The sequence below is a fragment of the Qingrenia yutianensis genome, assembly GCF_014385105.1.
GTDB classification, from domain to species: domain Bacteria; phylum Bacillota; class Clostridia; order UMGS1810; family UMGS1810; genus Qingrenia; species Qingrenia yutianensis.
Genome location: NZ_JACRTE010000003.1, coordinates 178,789 through 203,517, shown reverse-complemented (window position 1 = coordinate 203,517; position 24,729 = coordinate 178,789). Strand labels below are relative to the sequence as shown.

The window sequence follows — 24,729 nt, the reverse complement described above, 5'->3', positions numbered from 1 at the left end:
CAATACAAATGCTCTTTTTTTATGTAAATAACGTTTTATTTTTTACTGACTCCTATAACAGATTTGTACGTCTTAACCGCGTTCGGCGCTATAAAATCAAATCCGCATTTTTTGCGGTCAACAGGCAAATTCGGGCAGTTTGTAATCCATGTCTGCGGTTCGGTGCACACAAATTTTGTGCCGTCGCCGTTAAAGAGCATACAGTATTTGTATTTTTCGTCAGCAGTGTACGTAACATATACGTTTTCTTTGTTTTTATACAGCACAAATCCGCCGTCCGACACCTCGTATAATGCGCTCACCGCCGTGCCGTACGGCAGAAAATCTCCCTGCAAAAGTGCGTTTTTTTCATCAAAAGCGTCCTCAAATTCACCCGTCGGAAGGTACGTTTCGGAATTTCGCAAAACTTTTCTGCGCACGGGAATTTTCACCCTGTCGCCGTCGCTTAAATTAAATGTCGTGTGAAACGCGAGCGCAAACGGCATATTTTTGTCAGATGTGTTTTTAACCGATACATTCTGATGCACTCCGTCGGGAAGAATTTCGTACCAAATTTTAAACTCAAAAGTGTGCGGAAAAGTCATATATTTATTTTCGTCAGACGCGGTGTAAATGCCGATAATATGCGTTTTGTCACACTCGGTTACATCAAACGCAAGCTTGTGCAAATCGCCGTGGCAAAAGTTGTTGAGCTTCGGCTCGTTTATCGGCAAAATGTACCACCTTCCCTCAAACTCAAACCGTCCGCCCGATATTCTGTTGGGGAAAAACAAAACGGGCATACCGTATAAAACCTGCGATTGCAAAACGTCCGCATCATCGGGTGTACGAAGAACGTCAACACCCGTTTCGTGAGTGATTTTTATACAGTTCATTCCGTAGTCCGCAACAATCTGCGCCGTGTATCCGTGCGCGCTCAACTCATATATTTTCGCCATAATCTCACCTTTGTAAATAAATTTAGTCATCTGATGCCTATCTGCACAATAGCGTATATTCGACGCAGTAAGCTTTTTCCCTTTTAATACGCGCAAAAAATCTGCTCTGCAACACTTCATATTCAATAAATTATGCCTGCACGGCACAGCGCTGTCACATTTTTATTTATATCAATATTTAGTCTATTTCAAGCATACCGTACCATTTGCGGTAGTGTTCAGGCGAAAACGGGGGCAGTCCGCAAAGATAGTGATTTTTGTGCTTAACGCCGTCAACCTCATAATCAATAAGGAGCATCTTTTTATCAGAATAATAAAGCCTTATACTGTCGGCATTTTGTATACCGTTTGCACAAATTACGGCAGAACCCTCGGCAAGAACGTCTTTCGTATCGGCATCGGTAACCCTATATTTAACAGTCACTTCTTTTAACGTATCGTTTGCAATAACAACCCTATGATGCCAATTTTCCATTTCGCTCAACATCACGCACACCGGCTGCTGAACGCGCTTTATATAGTAATATGCAATCTTTTTTTCAAAGTACCAGTCAACAACCGCGTCGGAAAATTGAGGCCAGCCGTCAATCAAATTCCACCAGATAAGACCTGTTTTCACCGGCTTGTTACAGCGGAAAAGCTCAATATAAAACTTGTTTGCCTCTGCCTGTGAAATCTGCGACAAAAACGAAAATTCCTCCAAGCTTTCGGGAGTGTATCCGAAAAACTGCCTTATTTGCTCACCCATAAGCTTCATTCTGGCGTTGTTTCCGCATTGGTCGGACGAATGTAAAATCCAGTCCTCGCTGTCCTCGATATTTCCCCAAAGCTGACCTTGCGAAATAAATTTTTTCACAGACTCGGTCGGCGGACAGGCGTGATAACCCAATTCGCTCGCAAAATGCGCCGGAGTGTTTTTATAATAATCCGACTTATAAAAATCGCGCGGACCCCACAAATGGCGTTCAGACGTTTCAAATTCGGAATGTCCTTTTGCAATATACGGCGATGAGGGAAGGTAGCTTCTTGCAAAATCGTTCCGTGCGACCGCTTCGGGCAGAATTTCGCGCGTAAGCCTGTTCTCTTTTCCCCCGGCATACTGCCAAGCCATCTGGTCACACTCGTTATCGCCTGTCCACAAAACGAGTGACGGGTGATTTCTGTATAATCGGACAACCGCTTCAGCCTCTTTTTTCATCTTTTCCGCAAACTCATCATCTTGCGGATACGTTCCGCAAGCCATCGCAAAGTCCTGCCACACCATAATTCCGCGCCTGTCGCAAAAATCGTAAAATTTCTGTTCGGGATACACATTTCCGCCCCAACACCTTACCATATTACAGCCGATGTCATCAAGCAAGCCGAGTGCTCTGTCATATCTTTCGTGCTCACGGCTGTGAAATGCGTCGAGCGGAACCCAGTTTGTTCCGTACACCGTAATCGGAACATCATTAACGATAAAACCGAAATATCCGTTCTTTCCGTCGGTTGTGTCGGTGCGCTTAAGTTCAGCTTTTCTTATGCCGACGTTAAGAGTTTTTTCAGACATCACCTTACCGCCGTTTAAAATCCGCACGGATGTTTTATAAATATTCGGCTCCCCGTATCCCTTCGGCCACCAGAGCTTTGGATTTTCAACGGTAATATCTTCGGATTTTGCCTTAAATCTAACCGCACGGCGGCAGTAAAATTCCGACTCGCCGCATATGCCGTGAATTTCTATTTCGGTGCCTTTTTCGGGAAGTCCGTTAAGCTCATAGAAAAACGTTACCGCCGCATTTTTTCCGCCATCTGCCGAAAAATTCTTCACAAAATACGCAAGCTGATTAAAGCCGTAATCGGTTTCGTCAGCAATATATACATCTCTCCAAATACCAGCGCTTACCGCCCTCGGCATTATATCCCAGCCATAAGAATGACGCGCTTTTCTTATCGGAAGCGATTCGTCGATTTCTCCCTGCCAGCTCATTGCACAGCTAAGCATATCGAACGGAATTTTTTCCGCTTCGATTATCGGCGAACGCAGCCGTACGCAGAGCGTGTACGTTTTACCGGCAACGGGATTTTTAACGGGAATTTTAACGGGAATGAGCATATTTTCCGACTTCCCGATTTTTTCGCCGTCCAGCCAGTATTCCGCCAGCGTGTCTACACCCTCAAAATAAAGATACGCCCTGCCTTTTATATCAGGCATTGTTATTTTTGTTTCGTACCACCATTCATATTTTTCGTATGCCTCGGTGAGTCTGATATTCTGCCCCATATAAATATCTTCGGGCAAAATTCCCTGATTTATAAGTTCAAGTTCAACGTTCCCCGGCACTGTGCAGGGTATACTTTCTCTGCCGTGAAGGTCGGCAGGGCTTACCTCATTTCTTTCGTACTGCTCAAAATAATAAAGCCTCCACTTGCCCGAAATTTTGATTTTTTCCATCTTTCCACCCCATCGTTATGTATAATTTATTTCTACAAGCAACATTATGCACATTAGTTAAACTCTTTAACTAACGTGTCAAAAATATATAAGTGCACATATACTAACCCTTTTGCGCACCTATCACACGACGAAATTATATCATACCGATGTTTTGGTGTCAATATATTTTTGATTATACATATAAAAAACGTGCAAAATACAGAAAAATTTTGATTGACACAAAAGCTTCAGTATGGTATAATTCAGTTGGTTAATAATTTGTTAATTCATTTTATAAATATATTCGGGGTGATTTAATGCGCGGAACAAATGCCGGCCTGATGAAAGAAAACAACAAATGCCTTATTCTCCGTATGATAAGACGGGGCGGCTATTCGCGCGCCGGCCTTGCAAAAGAAACGGGACTTACCAAGGCGACAATATCGCTCCTCACCGACGAACTTATGCAAAGCGGTCTTATCTTTGACGAACCTGCACAGGATACCGCCGGTGTCGGCAGAAATCCGCTCATACTTAAACTTTGTGAGTCATCGCGCTGCGTTATCGGCATCGGTCTTTCGCGAAACGATTATCAGCTCGGACTTTTCGATCTCGGCGGAAACTGCCTTGAAATGGAAACAAAAAGCTATTTGCACGGCGATGCACAGTTAAACGCCCAAAATATTGCAGAGCAAATCGAAAAATACAGAGGAATGCTTCCCGACAGGAATATTATAGGCATCGGAATTGCCTCGCCCGGACCTGTAAATTACAAAACCGGAACAATTTTAAATCCGCCCGATTTTTCAAAATGGCACAATTTTAACATATGCGAATATCTTTTTAAAAAAACAAATCTTCCATGTGTGCTTGAACGCGACTCTTACGCATATGCAATGGCGGAACAGTATTTCGGCTGCTGTCAAACCGAAGATAATTTTGCATATGTGGTGATTGACGAGGGTATAGGCGCCGGAGTGGTTATAAACAACAAATTTTACCGCGGAAGTCAAGGCAGAGGATGCGAGCTTGGACACATCACGCTCATTCCCAACGGAAAACCGTGCACTTGCGGAAACCATGGCTGTCTTGAGTGTTATGCCTCAATCCCTGCTCTTATCAAAGGAACAAAATACTCGTCATGGCGCGAAGTTATCGACGCAAACGATACAAAAATTATAGAAAAAGAAGCGGAATATATGTCGGACGCATTGGTTAATCTGATAAACCTTTTCGACCTTGAAACGGTTGTTTTGGGAGGCGGAATTATCTACGGCGGTCACCGCCTCGCAAACATAATTCAGTCACAGGTCAAAAGCAGAACCATTGTAAACCACCCGGTGCGCGTGACTATTTCCGCGTCGGAAAAAAGCAAAGCGCTCGCAGGCGCGTCAACGGCTATGCACAATCTGTTTTTCCGTCCCTTGGATAAATCACTTTATAAGGCAAACGAAACACAGTTTTAAAACCGTATTTTAGCTGTCGTATGCAATAAGGAGGTATTTTTTTGAACAAAAAGTTAAATTGTTTAACTAATTATATTTTTATTTTTAAAAAAGGCTTTAATTTCTCACAGGACGGTCCTGGGAACAGACTTGTTTATCATTTGCAGGGCTGTAATTTCAAGTGCAAGTGGTGCACAAATCCCGAAAGTATGGCTTTTCCGGGTGAAAACAGCATTAAATACCAAGTAGGCGAGCTTGTTGACGAGGCAGTAAAATGCCGTCCTATGTTTTTTGAAGGCGGAGGTGTTACGCTGACCGGAGGCGAACCCACATATCAGTTTGAAAATGTGCTGTGCCTTTTAAAAGCGTTAAAAAAAGAAAAAATCAACACCGCTATAGAAACAAACGGTTCACATAAGCATCTTTTCAAGCTTATCCCCTACATTGATAATCTGATAATGGATTTTAAGCATTTCGACGAGGACACACACATTTTATACACAGGTCATTCACTGAAACAGACCAAGGAAAACCTAAAAATGCTGTCGGAACAAAAAATAAAGGTGCTGATACGCACTCCCGTTATCAGCGGCATAAATGCCGACCCTTACGGCTTTGCAAACTATTTTTCGGCGCTTGACTGCAAAAGTTTTTCGTTTGAACTTCTGCCCTATCACGAATTCGGCAAAGCCAAATGGCGCGAAAAATACGAAATTCAAAACGGATTTATAACCAAAGAAACATTGGATAAATTTAAAGAAGTATATGCAAACTGCGGTCTTAATGTAATCAATACATAGAAAGGAACGATGTATATGTTTAAATTTAAAAAAGGCGAGCTTACCGATATGGCAAAAGCTCTCTTTGCACAGGAGCGCGCAATAAAAAGGCTTGACGGCTGGTTTATTGCACAGGAAACAATAATGAAAACTTCGGGAAAGTATAAATCAAAGGAAATCGACAAGGCGAACACCCTATTGGAAACAGTGAAAATTCTTCCGCTTTCGGTAAGCGAAAACAACATCTTTGTCGGCACACAGCGTGACAGTTTTGCAAGAAGCTATGCACTTATCAACCCGAGTTTTAAGGTTGAAGAATTTAACGGCGACTGTGACCCGACTGCGGTTTTCAATGACATTGAGCCGAATAAAGAATTTACATCGGAACGGATACAAACGGTAAGACAGTATATGCAAAACACCGATTATGTAAAAACATTGTCCGAGGTTTATAAAAAATATGAAAGCGACACAAAAGAGGTTGCATATTTTATTGAACAGGTTACGGGACATCTTATACCCGATTTCCGTTATGCGTTAAAGCACGGCGTATTAAAAATGATTGACGGAATAAAAGACAAAGAGGGCGACGGCTGCCGCGCTATGGAGCTCGCCCTTCAGAGCGTAATCGTTCTTGCGGACAGATACCGTGAAATTTTGGAAAATCAGCTTAAAGACGCACCGCAAAACAGAGCAAATCAGCTTGAATATATGATAAAAACTTTGGAGCGTGTTCCGCGCCGCGGCGCAAGAGGACTGTTTGAGGCAATACAAATGTTCATTCTTCTGTGGCAGGTGATGTGTCTTGAACAGGCGCCGAACCCGTTTGCGTTTTCGGTCGGCAATGCGGACAGAATTTTTGCGCCTTATTACGACACCGACAGAGAAACAGCGACAGAACTTTTCGAGCATTTTCTGGTCTTTTTCAACGTTGCGGACAGAAGTTGGGCAATTTCGCAAAATATCATTCTCGGCGGACGCGATATTGACGGCAGCGACCTTACAAACGAGGTTACATACGCAATTATGGACGCATATTACAATATGAATTTGCCGCAGCCGATTTTGTCGGTAAAGCTTCACAAAAACACCCCGAAGGAATTTTATGAAAATATGGGGAAATTTCTGTTTACCCCCGGCGTTCTCACTCCGTCGTTTTTCAACGACGACTCGTTGTTTGAGATTTTGAAAAGCCACGGGGTCGACAGTGAAGATTTACCCGATATTTCAATAGCCGGGTGCCAGGAACCGCTTATAATGGGAAAAGATAACGGCAACACAACAAACAGCTGGCTTAATCTGCCGAAAATTTTAGAGCTTACAATAACCGGCGGTGTTTCGCTTGTAACAGGCGAAAAGCTTGCCGACATCAAAAAGGCGCCTCTCGAAAATATAAAAGAGGAGTTTTTTAAAAACACAAAATATTTTGCAGAGCGTATGGCAGACGCCGCAAACGGTGCGTCGAAAGCAGTTTCGCACCTCCGCGTGCCGTTTCTGTCTTGCTTTATGGGCGGTTTTGAAAACGGCATTGACGTCCGCGACACAAAACATCAAGGTACAAAATACAACGGAAGCGGCTGCCTTATTCACGGCATAAGCGTCGCTGCTGACAGCATTGTTGCGATAAGGCATATGTTAAACGAAAGACCGAATGACAAAGACAGACTTGAACAAGCGTTAAAAGCTGATTTTAAAGGCTTTGACGATTTGCACGGCTATCTTTGCAAATGTCCGAAATACGGCAACTTCATCAATGAGGCAGACAACGAAACCGCCGAGGTTGCAAATATGGCGGCAGATACCGTTGCAAGCCTTAAAAATTATCTCGGAAACAGTTTCAGACCCGACTTTTCCAGCCCGTCAACGCATCTGCTGTACGGATATTGGGTAGGCGCAACTCCCGACGGCAGACACAGCCGCGAAATGCTCGGATACGGTGTCGACCCGCTTTACGGCGACGCGTCCAACGGTATGGGTTACCGCGTTTTGTCATCTTTCGGCTTGCCGTACGAAAAAATGAACGGCGGTTATGCGTCGCACTTCGGTGTTGACCCTAACTATTTTAAAGGAAATACATTTGAGAAAAAAGGTGCGGAATTCGGCGAAAGAATTATAAAACCGCTGTTTTTCAACGAAATGAAAAAGGGCATTTCACCGTTCTACCTATACGTCAACGTGACAACTCCGCAGACGTTGAGAAAGGTGCTTGAAAACCCGAAAAAATATGCGCCAAGCGGTGTTTACATAATGAGAATACACGGAACTTTTGTAAACTTTCTCGACTTATCCCCGGCAATACAGCAGGATATAATAAAGCGCCTTGACCCGTGCTCGGCGTCGCTTTAAAGGAGATTTTTTATGAATACAATAGGTCTTGACATCGGCACAACAAGCATATGCGGTGTGCGCATAAACGCCGAAAGCGGAAAAAGCGAAAAAACAGTTTCGGCAAAAAACGATTTTTGGATTGACGGCGCGCCGTTTGAAAGGCTTCAGGACGCAGAAAAAATATTTGATACCGTACTGTCGCTGGCAAACGAACTGAAAGACGAAAACACAGCCGCAATCGGCATAACGGGACAAATGCACGGCATTGTGTATCTTGATAAATCGCTCCGCGCGGTAAGTCCGCTCTTCACCTGGCAGGACGGGCGCGGAAATCTGCCGTACAAAAACGGCACATATGCGTCATTTTTAAACTCATTTACAGGATACGGAAATGTTACGCATTTTTACAATGAAACAAATAAAATCATACCCGAAAATGCGGTTTTGTACTGCACAATTCACGATTATGCCGCCGCGCGCCTTGCCGGCAGAAAATCGCCCGTTATGCACGTTTCGGATGCGTCGAGCCTCGGCGGATTTGACATAAAAAACAATAAGTTTGCCGTCGAAAATCCGTTTTTGCCCGAAACAACCGACACTGCGGAAAAACTCGGCGAATGGCACGGCATACCCGTTTATACGGCAATCGGTGACAACCAGGCAAGCTTTATCGGTTCGGGGTGCAATGACGGGTGCGTTTTGGTTAATATAGGAACAGGGAGTCAGGTTTCGTTTTCGGTAAACGAACCGATAACAGCCGACGGACTCGAAACGCGTCCGTTATCTGACGGAAAGTTCATAGCAGTCGGAAGTTCGCTTTGCGGCGGCAGAGCATATGCTGTGCTTGAAGGTTTTTTTGAAAAGGTTTTAAAAATGTGCGGTGTATCTCAAGAACCGCTTTACGAAAAAATGGCAGACGAAATCGGCGAAACGTATAAAACCGGCATTTCTTTTGACACAAGGCTTTGCGGAACGCGCAAAATGCCCGAAATCCGCGGAAGCATCAAAAATATATCAACAGAAAACTTTACACCGCGCGATATGATTTTGGGCTGTATGCACGGCATTGCAAACGAGCTTTACTGCCTTTACAAATCGGGCGGAACAAACTGCACAAAACTTATCGCAAGCGGAAACGGCATAAGAAAAAACAGGCATCTGCAAAACATAACCGAAAACACATTCGGTATGAAGCTTCACATTCCGTCGCTGTGCGAGGAGGCGGCGGCAGGCGCGGCAATTTTTGCAATGACAGGGTGCGGAATATACAAAAATTTGGAAACGGCAGAAAGGATAATACAGTATGATTTACGATAATCCTATATTTTTTGAAAAAAACAGAGTATACAGGGCATACAAAGGCGGTGCGCTTCTGGGAAAATTCGTGGGTGACGGGAGCGGTGACGGAAATTATCCCGAGGAGTGGATAGCCTCCTCCGTAACTGCGGAAAATCCCAATCCGTCATCTGAAAAAGAAGGCGTTTCAATAACCGATAACGGAGGTTTTTATCTTGATGATCTCATCGGCAAATATCCCAGGGAAATACTCGGTGAAAAACGCGAACTCGGAGTTTTAATCAAGTTTTTGGACAGTGCACTGCGTCTGCCTGTTCAGGCACACCCCGACAAGGAATTTTCGCTTAAATATTTTAACAGCACTCACGGAAAAGAAGAAAGCTGGCTTATTCTTGCAACAAGACCCGGTGCGTCGGTGTATTTCGGGTTTAAAGACGGTGTCACAAGAGAAATGTTTTCAAAAGCTGTTGACCAAAGCGAAACAGATGCCGGCGCAATGGAGCGTCTGCTTGTAAAATACAGCGTAAAAGAAGGCGACGTTATATTCGTACCTGCGAAAACCGTCCACGCAATCGGCCCGGGATGCCTTATTCTCGAAGTGCAGGAACCCACCGATTTCACAATTCAGCCTGAACATATGTGCGGTGATATAAGGCTTACCGAACACGAGATGTATATGGGACTTGACAAAAACGTATGCCTTGACTGCTTTAAATACCAAAGCACGCCGCTTATAAAAGAAAAACCGATTACAATAAGCGAAAACGGCAATATGCACCGTGAAATGCTGATAGGAAAAAATCAAACCGAAAACTTCGGAATTAACAGAATTATCTTGAAAAACTCAAGCTTCACTCCCGACGTAAGCGCCGGTGTTTACGTTGTTCTTTCGGGGAACGGCACCGTAACCGCACCCGATGTAAAACGCAAAATAAACAGAGGCGACTATTTTCTTCTTCCGCACAGCGCCGTCGGAAAATGCGTCATTGACGGCAATCTTACGGTTGCGGAATGTTTTGCGCAATAAAAGTCAAAAAAACAATCCGTCGGTCAAAAAATCTGGCGGATTGTTTTTACATATTTTCAATCCAAATATACACCGTTGTCAATCAAAATTTTCTGAAGTTTTTTAACGTCAACTCTCGGCGCAGATACTTTTTCTGTAACCGCCATTGCCGCCGCGGTTCCTGCCGCCTGACCCGTCATAATGCAGGTGCCCTGCACGCGCGTGCTGGAATTTGCAACGTGGTCAACCGAAATACACCGTCCGCAGACAAGAAGATTTTCAACCTTATCGGTAACAAGCGTGCCGTAGGGAATATCGTAAAAATCTCCTTTTATATCACCGCCGAACGCGGATTTTCTGCCGTTCGGGTCGTGAATATCTATAATATACGAACCGCGCGCAATTCTTTCGTCGTTTTGCTCTGCCTTTATCGCCTCAAGACCGCTCAAAACGTAATTTCCCTTTAACCGCCTTGTTTCGCGCACGCCGAGCGAGCTTGCCGACTGCACAAGGCAGCTGTTTTCAAAACCGGGAATAAAAGTTTTTAGAAAATCGACAATCGCAATCACCTGAAGCTGTGCTTTTATTTCGCCGTCGTTTAAGCTGTCCGCGTCGGTGCCGTCAATGCCTGTAACGCGCGACATATTTATAACCGCGGTGTGATTTGACGTACCGAACGAAACGAGAATACGTCCCTGCGGAAGGGGAATTTTTTCGTCGGTGATTTCAAATCCGCACGTACCGGCAAACTCCCATTTTTTAAATTTTTCTTTCGTAATGCCGAAATCGCCGAACTTATAAACCTTGTTGTTGTATTCAAACGCTTTTTTCATATCGACGTTTTCCATTGTGAAGAAAATTGAAACGGGTTGCATAAGACCGCTTTTTTCGCCGCCGTCCATTTTCTCGTCGGTGAAATGGCGCTTGTCCATTCCCTCCTCGGCAAGCTGATGATAAACGCCCTTTTCACTGCCTTTCACATAGTCCGCGCCCGATTTGACAATCAAATCGCCGTCGCCCGTCGCGTCGATAAACATATCGGCAGAAATTTTCATAAACCCGTTTTTGTCCGACACGATAACGCTTTTAATTTTGCCGTTTTCACATTCCGCGTCAATAAACTGTGTATGGAAACGCACATTTACGCCCGCCTCAACCGCCGTTTTCAAAAGAACATATTTCAAAATATGCGGTGACGCTTTAAGGTCCTCAAAACCCTCTTTTGGGGACGCGTATTTTTTTGTAAGGCGCGATACATTGTCGTAAATCTCCCTGCAAAGACCGCCGAAACTTTTTCGGCTTATCGTTTCGATAGAGCCGACGGGCGTTACAATTCCGAAACCTGCCTGACCGCCGAGGCACCCTCCGCTCTCAATGAGCATAACGTCCGCACCTGTGCGCGATGCCGAAATTGCCGCCGACACACCGCCGACACCTCCGCCGGCAACCAAAACACCGCACTTTTGCGTGCGTGAAATTTTAACAGTATAATCCTCCATTTTTAAACCTCCGCAAACCGAAATCAATCTATTCTCCAACCTATCGTAAGCGTTTCGCTGATATGCTCGGCAATCACTTTTTTACCGCCGTCCGCCGTTTTTGTTTCCATATTTTGAAGCACCCAGTCGGTTTCGTCTTTATACAAAAATCTTGTATACGACGGTTTTTTCGGTGCGACAAATGTAACGTGCGCGTCCTTTAAACCGAAAATTCTTATGCGTCTGTCAAGACTGTGCGAACTGCACGGAACTGTAACAACCGACACTTTTGTACGTTCCTTTTGCTTAACGTAAACAAGACATTCGCCGTGCATAAACATATTAAAATCATACTCCGCGCCGTTTTCGTCAACACAGCACGGGCAGTTTGTAACAAGCGGTGCGCCGTCGGGGAGCATAACCTTTGCGCGCGCGCCGTTTACGCTCGATGCACCCGAAATGTAGAGCGCGTTGTCCTTTTTCGCAAACGCGAGCATATCGCATTTACCGTTCGGATTTTCAAAATTATATGAAATTTTAATGCCGAAAACCGAAAGAAAACGTCTGAAAAGACTGCTTACGCAAAACTCGTCACTGCGTTTTTTCTGTTCGGGGAGCGACTTTTCGGGTGTGTTTTTGTGCGGAAAGCTCGCCCTTATCCACACAAGACGTCCCGAAAGCGCGTTTTTGCTGTATGTTGCATACACTCTTTCGTTGTTTTTCTCATCACAAACATATGCAAGAACCTCGGCACTGCCGTTTGAAACGGTGTTTATATCGCCGTTTGAAAGATGCGAAACGTGCTCAAATGTATCGGCAAATTTTCCGTTTTCAAGCGTGTCAATGTCATATTCAGCGTACATTTTTAGCCGTCCGTCAATTCCGTCCGCCAAATTTACGCCGATTAAATTTCTGACCGTATCCGACGCATTCCGTACGTCGCCGTAAAGCATAACCGAACACGAATTTTCAAGCAGTGTGACAAGAATTTTTTCAAGGTATGTACCTTTGTTCGGGACGGGCATTAAAAGAACGGTGTCTTTGTAAATGCTCAAATCGGACTTTAAAATATTTCTGTCCGCAACGACGTTTGATATTGAAAGTCCGTTATCGAGCGCGCTTTCAACCGTCCAGTCGGAGAATGCCGCCTCGCCGTTTCTGCCCGTTTTTGCGCCCTGTTCGCAGTAGTCGAACGGATAAACCCACGTTACAAAACCTACCTTGTTCGGCGCGTGGTTATATGCCGATAGAATATGCGGCGTAACCTCGCTCGCGCCCTGCCACGAAAGCTTTCCGTAGGTGTCGTCGCAGGTTAAAAAGTTTAAATATTTCGGATTTTGCACCTTTCCGTTTTCGTCTATTCTGCCGATTGCAAGCGGTAGGTAAATATCGTGCGGACTTTCGCGGTAACGGTCGAACCACGGCGAATTTTTCCACCACGGGTCGTTGAGGTAGTACCTGAACATAAATTCTTTGTTTTTTTCGGGCAAAACCGCAATGTGCGACATATATCCCGAAAGCTCCAGACCGTAACGGAAATCGAGCGCCGCCCACGGTGAATTTGGCGGCGCAACAACGTTGTATTCGCCGTAAATATCCTTTATCGGCGACGCGTGCGCGCCTATATCCATACCTGCCGTGATGTTGCTTCCGCGCGTTTCAATTCTGCAATCGCAGTATTTTGTAAACTCGCTCCAAAACTCTTTAATTCCGTTTATAACCTTGTTTTCGCCGTCGCAAAAGCATTTTCCGTTGTACCCCTCGCCCGTCCAGTTCCACGCGCGCAGAGAATATCCGAATCCGTTTGAAAGCCAGATGTAGTCAAAACCCAAATCGTTTTTAAAGCGCTCAAACTGCTTGCCGAAAAACGTGCCGAAACACAGTCCGTCGGGTATTCCGTCGGGATATGCGGCGTATTTTTCGCTGTCACCGTTCAAGTTTCCGGCGCAGTGATACCAAATACTTTCCGCCGCCTCGCCGTTTCCGCAGTCTATTTCGGGGTGGCGCCTTGTTTTGAAATCAGAAAGCGAAAATTCGGGGCCGGGGTCGAAAGTCGCGCCCACTTCAATGTCAAAGCCGAGCTTTTTCTTTCCTGCCCTTTTAATCGCCGAGATTATCTTTTTGAGCGCACCGTAGGTCATATTGGGAATTTCATTGTCGGGAAGATATTTTCTGCCGTACTGCAAAATATCGTCGGGCGCGTGCTTGTAAACCGTTTTCCAGTTTGCAAGACCCACAAAATAGCACCATTCAAACTTATCGTCAAAATTTCCCGTATATTCAAGAATTTCGCTTCCGTCCGCCGACCAAAGCATAACAGAGCACCCGTTTGCAAAATGCAGAAGATTTGTCCACTGGTCAAAAAGCTCGCCGCACACTTCTTCTATATATTCATCGTCAAGCTTTTTAAACGGTTTTAGGCTTATTTCAAGACCCACTCGCCCCACCGACAAATTTTTATCATAATCAAATCCAAACATAGCCTTAATCCTTTCAAATGTAATCACTCAAACGCAACTCTTCCGAAATTGTAAACCTCCCAGACAGAATACCTTTCGCCCTGTCCCCAGTAATTTTGCGAAACGAGATTTCCGTTTGTGTCATAGTTGTTGATTTTAAACGAAACCGCAAGCGTGCCGTTATCGGCATACCACGGATAAAGCTCGCTTGCGTCTATGTGAACCTTATAAGTTGTAACACCGCCGTTATGCGTCACAAAAAGCTTGCATCTTACGACCTTACCGCCTTTTTGAGTATACCCGCCGGGCAAATCTCCGCCGATTTCGGGCGACTCGGTTTTTATAAGCGCACAGGATATATTATCCTCCGTTCCGTGCGTTTTGAGCGAAAACTCCGAAAGGTCGGTTCTTATGCCGTTCGCAAAGGTGTCGATTCCTATCGTTATGCCGTCACCGTAGTATGCAAAATACGGGTCGGGATTTTCGGTTTTTATAATAAAATCTACACCGTCCGTGCATCTTGACACCGCAAACGACGCGCCGTCATTCTTCCAGCCTTCGGTCACAAATTCCGCCTGTTTTTCCGCGCCCGACGAATGGTCGAAAATTTCGCCCGCTGTGCCTTTTGCGGTAAAACTTTCATTCGCCGACTTTTTCATTTCGTAGTCGCAGTAAAGAACACTGCCGTTATAAATCTTATCGTTTTTAGCCGACTCAAAATTTATCTTTGACGCGTCGGCATTTTTTATAAAATACACATTTTCGCTTTTCTTTCCGATGTCGGAAACGTTTGCGTTTCTGCCCTCCCAGTCGGTAACAAGCGTATTTTCGCCGATAAGGTTTTTCACGCTTTCCGGACAGTCAAACGGCTTTAATTCGTCCGCCCAGAGTATCAGCGACGTGTCATTTCCCGTTTTTAAGCGCACAATGTTTATATCGCCGAGCTTGTATTCGTCCTCGTATACGGTGTTTTTATCGGCAAAATTTATAAGATTGTGAATAACCGCCGTCATAAATCTCGGCGAAACCTCTGGTTTTCCGCGCAGAATGTTAAACTGCTGTTCGGCAGAGGTGACATACGATTTGTAATAGTCGATCTCCTCACAGCTTGCAATGCTTCCCAAAGTGAACACCGCATTTTTCTCAACGCCGTATTTTATCTCTTTCAAATACTCTTTGAGAATGTTTAACGCGCTTTCCTTTTCGGTGAAATATATATCGCCGTCCGCGGTGGAAAGAAGCGCCATATGCGACTCGCTGTCGATAACGCCTTTCGGCTCAATGCCGTATTTATCGGTCACCGCGTTGTAATTCCACGGGTCAATGTCCTTGCCGTGCATAACAAGCTTGTCGGTATAGTTATATCCTCCGCTCTCGATAAACCGTCTGTAAAACGAAAGATAGCGCCGTGCGCCGATACCGCCCATAATCACCCCGGCGTTGCCGTTTGTTTCCGACTTCGCCGTTTCGTAGCCTGCCTTTAAAAGCTTTACATAGTTTTCGGCGGTGTCGTTCCAGAACACGCTTCCGCCCGGAAGATGCGGTTCGTTGTATATCTCCCAGGTGTCAACATATCCGCCGTATCGGTTTATTATATCGGTCATAAAATCGGTAAAATACGTCATATCGCTCGGAATGTATCCGTAATATTTATCACTGTCCGCGTTTGACGACGCCCATTTCGGCGTTCTTACAACGTTTCCGATAATGTCAAACATCATATCGTCACTGTTTTTAAGGTAGTTAAACACACCGTCAAGACCCGACCAGTCGTATGTGCCGTTTTGCGGTTCCGCCTTGCGCCAGTCAATTTCGTGCAGACGCAGAAACGAAAATCCGATTTTATCGGCAATGTCATAGTAATATCTTGCCGTATCGGGACTTATGGAAAGTCCGAAAAATCCGTTTCTGTCCGCCATATTCACACGGCTGTGCGGTGTTACGTAAAAATCTTTTCTGTGCCATTTTAAATAGTCGATTTTGCCCGAAACAGAATTGTAATACATCTTCATAGGCGTGTATTCGCAAATTCGCTTGCCCGTTTTTGTGCTCAAAAAGAAAACAATACTGTAAAATCCCGCGCCGTCGGGGGTGTAACTCCATTTTTCGCCGTCATCCGCACTGTCGGTTTTAACACGCGCAACCTCCTCGCCGTACGAATTATACACAATGCCCTCGATATAATCCATATCCTTGTATGACGAACTGTGCACGGTATATGTCACCGCACTGCCCTTTTCATACCACGCGAACGGTGTTTCTGCACCGTCTGCCGATATTTTATTGTCACATTCGGTGTAAAAGTAGTAGTTGTCCGCTTTTATGCTGTCAAGATAAACAAACCCTTGCGCAGTTTTGCCCGAATTGTCGTACTGCGTGACAAACGCAATCTCAACTTTCGCAGTTTCTTCGGGGAAATCCCGGCAGTCGATATTTATTGTGTTGTGCACCCACTCGCCGTTTTTAACCTGCATTTGCATATCCTCACCGGCGAGCGAGAAAAACTGATTTTGCGCATTGTAGCACAAAAACAGAATTTTGGGATAGTTGCCCGAATAATTCTCCGACGTTTTTATGTCGAACGAAAGCCTGAAGCCCTTTTCGGGAAGTGCGATTTTTTTGGTAATGCCCGCTCTGCCCTTTTGCACCGACGCAATTTTCAAAGAATAATTACCGTCCGATTTTTCGTCTGCTGTAACGCCCGTGTCATATGCGCTTTCACTGTTTCCCCATCTTCCGAACGACCAGCCGTTTACAAGTTTGTTTCCGCTTAAAATAAGGTCGTTGTCAACAAAATCATCTTCAAAATTTTCGGTGAAAATCGCACCGTCAGTGTCAAAACCGCCATCAATCAAAAGAGTGTTTTTCACCGCGGCGGGCTTTAATATGCCGTCCTCCCAGACGTAAACTTTATATGTTCCGTTTTTCTCACTTTCAAGCGCAAACTGACGTTCAAAATAGCTGTCGTAAAATTTTTTGCGCGTGAACGTTTTTGTGCTTTGCATAACTCCGTTTTCATCATAAAAAACAACATATGCGGTGCACGGCTTTTCGCCCTTCGGATTGTTTGCGCAGACGGTCAGAATTTTGCCGCCCGCATACGCACCGACCTTGTTTTCAACCGCTCGGCGGCTCCTTTGCACAAAAAGATTATCAAGGTTAAATTCCGCGCCTTTCGCGCTTATTCTGATGCCGTTTATGCCGACCGTTTCGGATTTTATATCGAGCGGACAGTCCTCGATAAGATATTCATAAAGCGTGCGCTCGATATTTTTATAAACAAGCACGTCGAATTTCTTTAAATTTGTGTCGATTTCAAAGTCAATGCCGTAGCGCGCATTTTCGTCAAACGCGCAGTCGGTGCTTTGCTCGGCGCCGTTTTTGTTATAATAAAAAACCGAAAGCTTTTTTAAATTTTCATTCCTGCATATTTTGATTTTGCCGAGTTCGCTTTTTTCGGTAATATCCGAAATATCCGCGCCGATGAGCGAAATTTCCGCATTTGCACCATCCGACGCGTAAAAATCAAGCCCGAAACGCGTCTTGCCCGTATATGACGCGTCGGAAAAACACATTTCATATCCGCTGTCTGCGCTTATTTTTTTGATTTTGTTTCTGTCCGAAAGACCTGCATCATCAGCATCATAACCGTTTTTGTAAACATAGTATTCGTCCTGCAAAAACAGCGTGAAATGGTGCTGTGAGGCAAAAACGCTTTCAAACGCAAACGAGCTTAATATAATTGAAACTGCCAGTGCAAAATGCAAAAATTTTTTCATAAATTCAACCTCTTACGGGCAAAAAACACATCGCTTTAAAATGTGTTTTTTGCCTATTTGATTATCACATTATTTATCGATTACAAGTTTTCCGTAATGAGCGGTGTTTTTGGTTTTGCCTATTCCACTGCCCCATTCAAGGTATCCTACCCTCTCGTTTGTGTCGTTGTTGTTTATAAGCATTGAGAATTTAATCGAGCCCTGTTCGGGTGAATACGGATAAACCTCGTCAAACGGCATAAAGAGCATATATGTCGTTTTGTCGCCCGTACGCGAAATTTTGTGAACACAGTTTTTCACAACATCGCGCGTTGCGGTGAAGTTTTCGGGAACGTCCTTTCCGGCAACCGACGGAACGTTTTCTTTAAACAGCACCGAATTATCGGGATTTGACAAGATGCGTCCGAATTGATATTCCGCTCTTAACGCGTTGTTTTTCTCGCCCGTTGTGTCAATGGCAAACTGAACCGAGTCTACCGAATACAGTCCGCCCGCGGTTTTTGCAAGCGCGTTGTCGGTGGTGTCGTTAACCTCCCAGATAAGGTACAGTCCGTCGCCCTCAACAACCGACGACGCAAACCTTGCCGAGAAATCGCCCTGTTCTTTTCCGTCAGCGCAGACAACCCATTCAAGACTGTCAATCCAGTTTATGCCGTCCGCATATGAGAAATTGTTTTTGTCGAACAGCGGTTTTGCGCTTATTTGCGCCTCGGGTGCAATATAGTTGCCATCCGCAAAAAACGCGTCACGGCTAAAGTATACTTTGCCTATTCCGCTTCCCTTTGTTTCACCTTTTAAAACGTCCGACCAGATAAGGCGCGCGCCGTTTTGCGCATTTATACTTGCGCCGAACGAAAATACTTTTGACTCGTCGCGCTGATACGGATAAATTTCGCCGTCGGGAAGGAAAATTTTATAGTATTTTTTACCGCCCTTTTCTTCGGTTTTAACAACTGCCGAGTTTGCAATCCCGCCCTCTTTTGTGTAATCGGCTATAACATCACCGCCGATAAACGCCTCGGACGATTTTACAAGCACACATTCGCCGTTCAAAATTCCGAGAGAATACACAACAGCGTCTTTTGCCTGGCGTGCTCCGCCTGTATCAAAGGCAAATTTCAAAATGTTGTTTTTGTCTATGTCATCAGTCTTGCTTACGATCGGCGCGTCGGAAATTCCCTCTGTTTCAAACACAAAGTACATTCCGTCATCACCTGCCGACACGCTGAATTTCGCGCTCTTGCCGTCGGAGAACGCACCGTCGGTGTCCGAAACGGTCTGCCAGTCGGTTGTTACATATGCAATACTGTCAGCCAATGCGCCGCTCGTTTTATCGAACAAAGCGCCCGTGCCCGTGATTGCCGAAACGGCGTTTAAATCCGACTTTGCAAGCTCTGCCGCGCGCTCGGTAAGATTATATAAAACGTCGCCTTTTCCGTCGCCGCCGCCTTTTCCCGAGGGAAGTGCATCAAGCTTTTCGGAATTTGCGCCGTATATAAAATACATAGTTTCGGGACGGAGCGTAAACGAGGGCAAGTCGCTTACTTCAAGTTTTCTTCCCTCCCAGTCGTAGATTTCGTAATCGCTGTCAAGAAGCGATGCAACCTTACTGCTCAAAATTTCCGCCTCTGCCTTGCTTCCGCCGTCAAGCCATACAACAAGCTGTTCTTTGCCGTTTGTGTTCATTCGCACAACGTTCTGGTCACCGAAAAGATACTCGTCGGTGTAGTCGTACTGCTTGCCTGCGTGCTCAAAAAACGTGTGCGACGCCGCTGCCAAAAATCTCGGGAACTGCTGGGGATATTTGGGATAACGGCGGTAAAAGCCGTTTGCATAAGCATATTCTGCCGAAATTTTGTTGTCGGTCATATATCTTATAAGCTCGTCGTCCGCCTGACTTCCGGGAAGCGAAAAATGCGCGGTAAATTCCGAGCCGTATTTTATGTCTTTTAAGGTTGACACCAAAAATCTGAACGTTTCTTCCTTTTCGGTGTTATACGCAAATTCACTGCCGGGAGTTTTGAGAGTGAAATGGCACTCGGTGGAGCAAATTCTTTTCGGCTCCTCGCCGTAAGACTTTGCAATATTGTTGTACGTCCACGGATCAAGGTCCCAGCCGTGCATTGCAAGAAGGTCGAAATACTGCCAGCCTCCGTATTTAACGAGTTCGTTCACAAACGACGTGTAGCGCCGTGCGCCCAGTCCGCCTAAAATAACCTGCTCGTTTTCGCCTTTTGATTTTATGTATTCATAGCTTGTTTTCAAAAGCTTTATAAAATCGGGGGTCGTACCTGCCCAGAATACGCTTCCGCCGTAAACGTGCGGTTCGTTCCATACCTCCCAGTAGTCGCAGATGTCGTCCCACTGATCGACGCATTTTTTCATATACGCCTCATATGCCTTGATATTGTCGGGCATATACGCGTAATACTGCTTGCCGTACGCATCGGTTTTGGGGTCAAATGCACCCTTGGGAGAATTAGGCGCGGCATAGAGCGGAGTACCGTAAAAATTTGTTATAATCGTAAAACCGTACCGCGCCGCCTCGCGCATACTCTCGTCGTATTCGTCAAAGTAAAAATCACCGCGCTCGTGGTTTGAAACGGTGTCCATATTTGAGTTAAAACTGTGCGGTGTAAACGCGTGAAAACGTATTTTTGAAAATCCCACCAAATCGGCAAGCTCAATCGCGTCCTGCTGATGTCCTTTCGGGTGGGAAATCTGCTCGCCGTTTTTCGCAGGGTAACGGTTTGTATAAAGCGACGCCGACCATCTCGGGCTTCGCTCGTCCATAGGCTTTGTGTCGCCGGGGACGACAATAATGCCCTGACCTGGAATATCCATTCTCACATATTTTGAGGTTTTGGGGTTTAAATAATTGTAAAATTCGTTATACGTTGTCGTCTGACCGTAAATATCGGTGCGCGTGAACGAAAGCTCGTAGTAGCCGATATCATCGGGAACATACGAAATTCCGTCATTAAAGCTTTTCGCCGAAACGGTCTTTTCGTAAACAGGCTCGCCGTACGAATTTTTAACCGTCATAGCCGCGGTTTTGTAAACGTTTGTATCCAGCTTTTGCGTCGGCGTCATTGTGACGGTTTCGCCGATTTTGTACCAGTTCATTTTTTTGTTCGACATAATCTGCGGACTTTTTTCCGCGCTGTCGTTTCTCGGCTGTGCGGATTTTAACGAAATATCGTCAAAATACAGCGCGCCCGACGTTGCGCCCGACTGTCCGTTTCCTGCCATTGCAACGACAATGTCAACGTATTCAACTGACGCATTTAGTGCCGACGGGTCGAGAACATAGTCATACCGCGTCCATTCGTTGCCGTAGTCGCCCTTTGCAAGGTCTTTGAAAACCTCAAGCGACAGCCACGCACCCGACTCGGAATATCCCATCATACAAAGGCGCGGAAAATTGTTTTTAAAATCGTCGGTTGCTTTCACATAAAACGTCACAACGTACATTTTCGACTTGTCAAGCCTTACTTTCGGGAACGAAAATCCGGCATATCCCGCGCAGTCTTGCGGAAACGCGGTGAGTTTTAAACTCTTTTCGCCCGAGTGTTTGTCCTCATCGGTAACGCCCCACGATTTGTAAAATTCGTCATCAACATTTTTCGCACCGCTCCATTTTGAAAGCGTTCCGAATTTCAGGTTTTGGTCGAAGTCGTACAAAACCGCCGTATCGTAAACCAAATCTTCAATCTCCGAGCGAAGATAAGAAAATTTTTCGTCGTTTAAGTCGTATTTTTCGCTTACATACAAAATACGCTTGTTGTCAAAAACATTAAGTCCAAGCTCTTTTGCAATATATCCGGTAGGCACATATACGCAGTTGTTATGCGTGAACGCGCCGTTTTCTTCAATGTCAGCATATGCGTCAAAAAGCTTAACGGCAACCTTTGTGCCGTTTTTCTCAAACGATAAAAGGCCGTTGTTTCCGTCGTACGCATACTTTGCGCCGAAGGTTTCGGAAAAATAAGCATACTCGGCATAAATTGTGTTATCCTTAAAAATAAATGTCAAATCCTCGGCCGGTATTTCAAGCCTTTCGCCGTGAGAATACATATAAACCGAAGAATAATACCACACAACCGCGTCATTTACCGCGTCCTGCGCCGTTAAGCTTTCCTCCGCGAAAATTTCGGAGGGAAAGAACGCCGATGTAAAAATAAGCGCAAAAGCCAATATAAATGCAAAATTTTTAAATAAAGCGTTTTTCATAAAATCCCTCCGCCGTTTATTCCGTAACACTGCCGTTTGCAATGTTTATTTCCTTTTCGGCAGCCGTGTTAAAATACGGTTTTGCCGAATTTATGCCCGACCACGAAAACGCACGAACGGTGTATTTTCCGTCGGGAAGATTTGAAAGGTCTGTTACGTCGGTTTTCGCCTCTGCCGAGGTGTAACCGTAAAGTCCCGTTCCTCTGCCTGCAATCGAAACGTCCTTTTTCACACTGTATGCAACAAGATTTTCGTTTTCGTCATACAGCGAAACAACCGTTTCGGGAACGGTGTATTTTTCCCATTTAAAGCCGTATCCGAGCCAAGTCTGGCTTGCGGACACCGTATTTTTGTCAATGTTTATAACCGTATCGCCGTCCGCCCAAACGTCCTCGCACGTAAGCGAAAGGTTTCGCATTTTAAACTCGGTTTTGCCCGACGGACACTGCACGCCGATATTGTACCACATTGCCGACGACTGGTCGGACGCTGTGGTTTTTGTCAAAAGCGCACGGCTGTCGATTTTAAATCCGAAATCGCATACGGACGAAACAAAGTTTCCGTCATCATCAACCCTGCCGGCGGAAAAAACGCCTCCGCCCGTGTACGGGTCGAGAAAAACTTTAACCCTTATCCATTCGCCCGAAACATCGCCGTCATACACAATCAAGCCGTTTGTACCGTCCGACAGCGTAACCGCGTATTCGTCCGCGTTGAGCCAGCCGTCAAATTTCACTTTAGCGTCGGACGACGGACCTGCAATCATTTTGCCGTCCGAGAAAAACTGCACCCAAAACGGTATGCTTTCTGCATTTGTGCCTTTGAATTTTTCGAGTGCAAGACGCACCTTGCCTGCTTTTTCGATGCTCTCAAAATTAAATTCGCCCGTGAACACAAACGGTGTTCTTACACTTCTGCCCGACGAATTTGTTGTGTTCCATCTGAACTGTTCAAGCACGCGCGTGTTTTGATATTTGGGTGTGCACGAAACGCTTGTAACGCCGTTTTCGACGGTGAGTGCCGACGTCTGCGAATTTGTGTAGGTCATTGCGGTGTATTTTTCGCCGTTCCGCAAAAAAGCGTCCTCAAATGCCGAGCCGTCGGTGTTTACCGCGTATGCGCCCGACGATGCGAAAAGTGTAAAAACAAGTCCGAGCGTTAAGCTTTTTTTCATAAATTTAAACATAATCTTTTCTCCCTTGCTGTTGTTCTTCGGGATTTCAAATCAAATTTTCACTCCGTTTTTTGCCTCTTTCCGATACGGCACATCGGCGCCGTATCGGGGATTTTTGTAAAAATCAGTCGGTTGTTAATTCGGTGATTGTTTTGCCGTTATCGCCCGTTTCAACTTTATAAGTTTTAACCGCCGACGCCGACGTTTTGGGCATTATGTCCGCAAGCGACTTCCATACAAACGCTTTAACGTCATATACGCCGTCAGAAAGTGCGGATAAGTTAACGTCTTTTTCGGCAACTTTAGTTCCGAAATTGAAGAATCCGTTTCCGCGCTGAATATCCTGAACCTTGCTTTCAACTTTGACAATTTCTTTTGTATCGCGGTTGTATACCGCGGTGATGAGCGGATATATGTTATGCACTGCACCGCTGTACGAAAAATCGTAGAATGTTGCCGACGCTCTTGCTTTGCCCTCGGTTAATTCAATCGTCGGTTTTTCAAAAATCGTTGTTTCGGGAACGTATATTTTTGCATTTCTGATTTCGATTGATGTTGCCGTTTTTGCAGTATTAAAAAGCGCTATGGAATAGTTTTTGGAATTTGCGTTCTCCGTTGCAGTGACATCAGCGGCGGTAAGTTTTTGAGATTTCGCAATTTCAAATTCAAATACCTCAGAATCGGTAACATAAGTATCCAAACTTCCGTCTTTCGCAACTAAATACTGTCTTACTTTTGCCGAACCCTTTCCCGTAAACGGGTCTAAATAGAGATAAACACGGGCAAATTTTCTTCTTATGCCGTCGCCTGCATAACCGTACCATTTGTCGGACAAATGCGGAGTGCTCAAAGGCGAGGCAAGTTTAACCGCGGTAATACCGTTCGAGAAATTTCTGTCTGCACCTATGGAATGAATATAAAATTCACCGTTGTTAATTCCGAGATAAACAGGAATTGATTTATACGCATTGTTTTCGCTTTTTATAACTACAAAAGAAATATCACCGCTGTAATCCGTCGGAAGCTTAACGTCGCACGCAAAAACAAAAGGCGATTTAATGCTTCTTCCGCCCGTTCCTACATTTGTACTGCCGAAATGGAAAGCCGAAGTTATCGGCAATCTCTGATAGTTGGACGACGGTGCATCATATTTCGTCCATTTTGTTGTTTCATTGGTTGTCTGTGTTGTGTTTGTTTCCGCAGCTGCCTCTCTCAAATCAAAACCCGTGCTGTCGGGGAGAAACTGCGTCACAAATTTTGCGTCGTCTGCCGAAGTATCCGAATAAACCTCGTTATCGTCAGCATCTGTCGCAAAACCTGCAACCGCAAATGCCGAAACAAGCATTACCGCCATAACCAAAATTCCGGTTAACCTAAACAATTTCTTTTTCATTTTTT

General features: G+C 45.1%; 13 protein-coding genes. 5 read left to right on the top strand and 8 right to left on the bottom strand.

What is annotated here, in order from left to right:
- Window positions 1–35 precede the first annotated feature (35 nt).
- Together H8706_RS04070 and H8706_RS04065 are read right to left on the bottom strand one after the other, a co-directional pair.
- On the bottom strand, window positions 36–968 hold the full coding sequence (locus H8706_RS04070) for an aldose 1-epimerase (RefSeq protein WP_262431604.1): 933 nt from the start codon (window positions 966–968) through the stop codon (window positions 36–38).
- Between the two features lie 148 nt (window positions 969–1,116).
- Complete coding sequence (locus H8706_RS04065) at window positions 1,117–3,372, bottom strand: glycoside hydrolase family 2 protein (protein WP_262431603.1); 2,256 nt, start codon at window positions 3,370–3,372, stop codon at window positions 1,117–1,119.
- Window positions 3,373–3,671: 299 nt separating this feature from the next.
- On the opposite strand from H8706_RS04065, the gene H8706_RS04060 reads away from it, so the two are divergent.
- Genes H8706_RS04060 through H8706_RS04040 form a run of 5 tightly spaced genes read left to right on the top strand, consistent with a single transcriptional unit; the run spans window position 3,672 to window position 10,229 of the window.
- Window positions 3,672–4,820 (top strand): ROK family protein, encoded by a 1,149-nt coding sequence (locus tag H8706_RS04060; protein WP_262431602.1) that lies wholly within the window; start codon window positions 3,672–3,674, stop codon window positions 4,818–4,820.
- A 41-nt stretch (window positions 4,821–4,861) separates the two neighbouring features.
- Window positions 4,862–5,599 carry a radical SAM protein gene (locus H8706_RS04055; protein WP_262431601.1) on the top strand — a complete coding sequence of 246 codons (738 nt, stop codon included), beginning with the start codon at window positions 4,862–4,864 and terminating at the stop codon, window positions 5,597–5,599.
- Window positions 5,600–5,614: 15 nt separating this feature from the next.
- On the top strand, window positions 5,615–7,924 hold the full coding sequence (locus H8706_RS04050; protein ID WP_262431600.1) for a pyruvate formate lyase family protein: 2,310 nt from the start codon (window positions 5,615–5,617) through the stop codon (window positions 7,922–7,924).
- Between the two features lie 12 nt (window positions 7,925–7,936).
- Window positions 7,937–9,223, top strand: a complete 1,287-nt coding sequence (locus tag H8706_RS04045; protein ID WP_262431599.1) for a sedoheptulokinase — start codon at window positions 7,937–7,939, stop codon at window positions 9,221–9,223.
- On the top strand, window positions 9,210–10,229 hold the full coding sequence (locus tag H8706_RS04040; protein ID WP_262431598.1) for a class I mannose-6-phosphate isomerase: 1,020 nt from the start codon (window positions 9,210–9,212) through the stop codon (window positions 10,227–10,229). Before H8706_RS04045 ends, H8706_RS04040 begins: the two co-directional genes overlap by 14 nt.
- Before the next feature lie 56 nt (window positions 10,230–10,285).
- Here H8706_RS04040 and H8706_RS04035 read toward each other — a convergent pair whose 3' ends face one another.
- The 6 genes from H8706_RS04035 to H8706_RS04010 all read right to left on the bottom strand — a co-directional run bounded on the left by H8706_RS04035 (window position 10,286) and on the right by H8706_RS04010 (window position 24,724).
- Window positions 10,286–11,707: an FAD-dependent oxidoreductase gene (locus H8706_RS04035; RefSeq protein WP_262431597.1), complete on the bottom strand. Its 1,422-nt coding sequence runs from the start codon at window positions 11,705–11,707 to the stop codon at window positions 10,286–10,288.
- A 23-nt stretch (window positions 11,708–11,730) separates the two neighbouring features.
- Window positions 11,731–14,193: a hypothetical protein gene (locus H8706_RS04030; protein ID WP_262431596.1), complete on the bottom strand. Its 2,463-nt coding sequence runs from the start codon at window positions 14,191–14,193 to the stop codon at window positions 11,731–11,733.
- Entirely contained in the window at window positions 14,190–17,924 is a 3,735-nt protein-coding gene (locus H8706_RS04025) for a beta-galactosidase (protein ID WP_262431595.1), read from the bottom strand. The genes H8706_RS04030 and H8706_RS04025 overlap by 4 nt, the downstream gene beginning before the upstream one ends.
- A gap of 69 nt (window positions 17,925–17,993) precedes the next feature.
- A complete protein-coding gene (locus tag H8706_RS04020) occupies window positions 17,994–22,157 on the bottom strand; it encodes a hypothetical protein (protein WP_262431594.1) in 4,164 nt (1,387 codons plus the stop codon).
- Window positions 22,158–22,173: 16 nt separating this feature from the next.
- Window positions 22,174–23,343: a hypothetical protein gene (locus tag H8706_RS04015; protein ID WP_262431593.1), complete on the bottom strand. Its 1,170-nt coding sequence runs from the start codon at window positions 23,341–23,343 to the stop codon at window positions 22,174–22,176.
- A gap of 112 nt (window positions 23,344–23,455) precedes the next feature.
- Entirely contained in the window at window positions 23,456–24,724 is a 1,269-nt protein-coding gene (locus H8706_RS04010) for a hypothetical protein (RefSeq protein ID WP_262431592.1), read from the bottom strand.
- Window positions 24,725–24,729: the final 5 nt, after the last annotated feature.

What these genes read in the sequence shown, in the direction of transcription:
- H8706_RS04070 (WP_262431604.1), bottom strand. Translation starts at nt 968, where the DNA reads ATGACTAAATTTATTTACAAAGGTGAGATTATGGCGAAAATATATGAG.
- H8706_RS04065 (WP_262431603.1), bottom strand. Translation starts at nt 3,372, where the DNA reads ATGGAAAAAATCAAAATTTCGGGCAAGTGGAGGCTTTATTATTTTGAG.
- H8706_RS04060 (WP_262431602.1), top strand. Translation starts at nt 3,672, where the DNA reads ATGCGCGGAACAAATGCCGGCCTGATGAAAGAAAACAACAAATGCCTT.
- H8706_RS04050 (WP_262431600.1), top strand. Translation starts at nt 5,615, where the DNA reads ATGTTTAAATTTAAAAAAGGCGAGCTTACCGATATGGCAAAAGCTCTC.
- H8706_RS04045 (WP_262431599.1), top strand. Translation starts at nt 7,937, where the DNA reads ATGAATACAATAGGTCTTGACATCGGCACAACAAGCATATGCGGTGTG.
- H8706_RS04040 (WP_262431598.1), top strand. Translation starts at nt 9,210, where the DNA reads ATGATTTACGATAATCCTATATTTTTTGAAAAAAACAGAGTATACAGG.
- H8706_RS04035 (WP_262431597.1), bottom strand. Translation starts at nt 11,707, where the DNA reads ATGGAGGATTATACTGTTAAAATTTCACGCACGCAAAAGTGCGGTGTT.
- H8706_RS04025 (WP_262431595.1), bottom strand. Translation starts at nt 17,924, where the DNA reads ATGAAAAAATTTTTGCATTTTGCACTGGCAGTTTCAATTATATTAAGC.
- H8706_RS04020 (WP_262431594.1), bottom strand. Translation starts at nt 22,157, where the DNA reads ATGAAAAACGCTTTATTTAAAAATTTTGCATTTATATTGGCTTTTGCG.
- H8706_RS04015 (WP_262431593.1), bottom strand. Translation starts at nt 23,343, where the DNA reads ATGTTTAAATTTATGAAAAAAAGCTTAACGCTCGGACTTGTTTTTACA.
- H8706_RS04010 (WP_262431592.1), bottom strand. Translation starts at nt 24,724, where the DNA reads ATGAAAAAGAAATTGTTTAGGTTAACCGGAATTTTGGTTATGGCGGTA.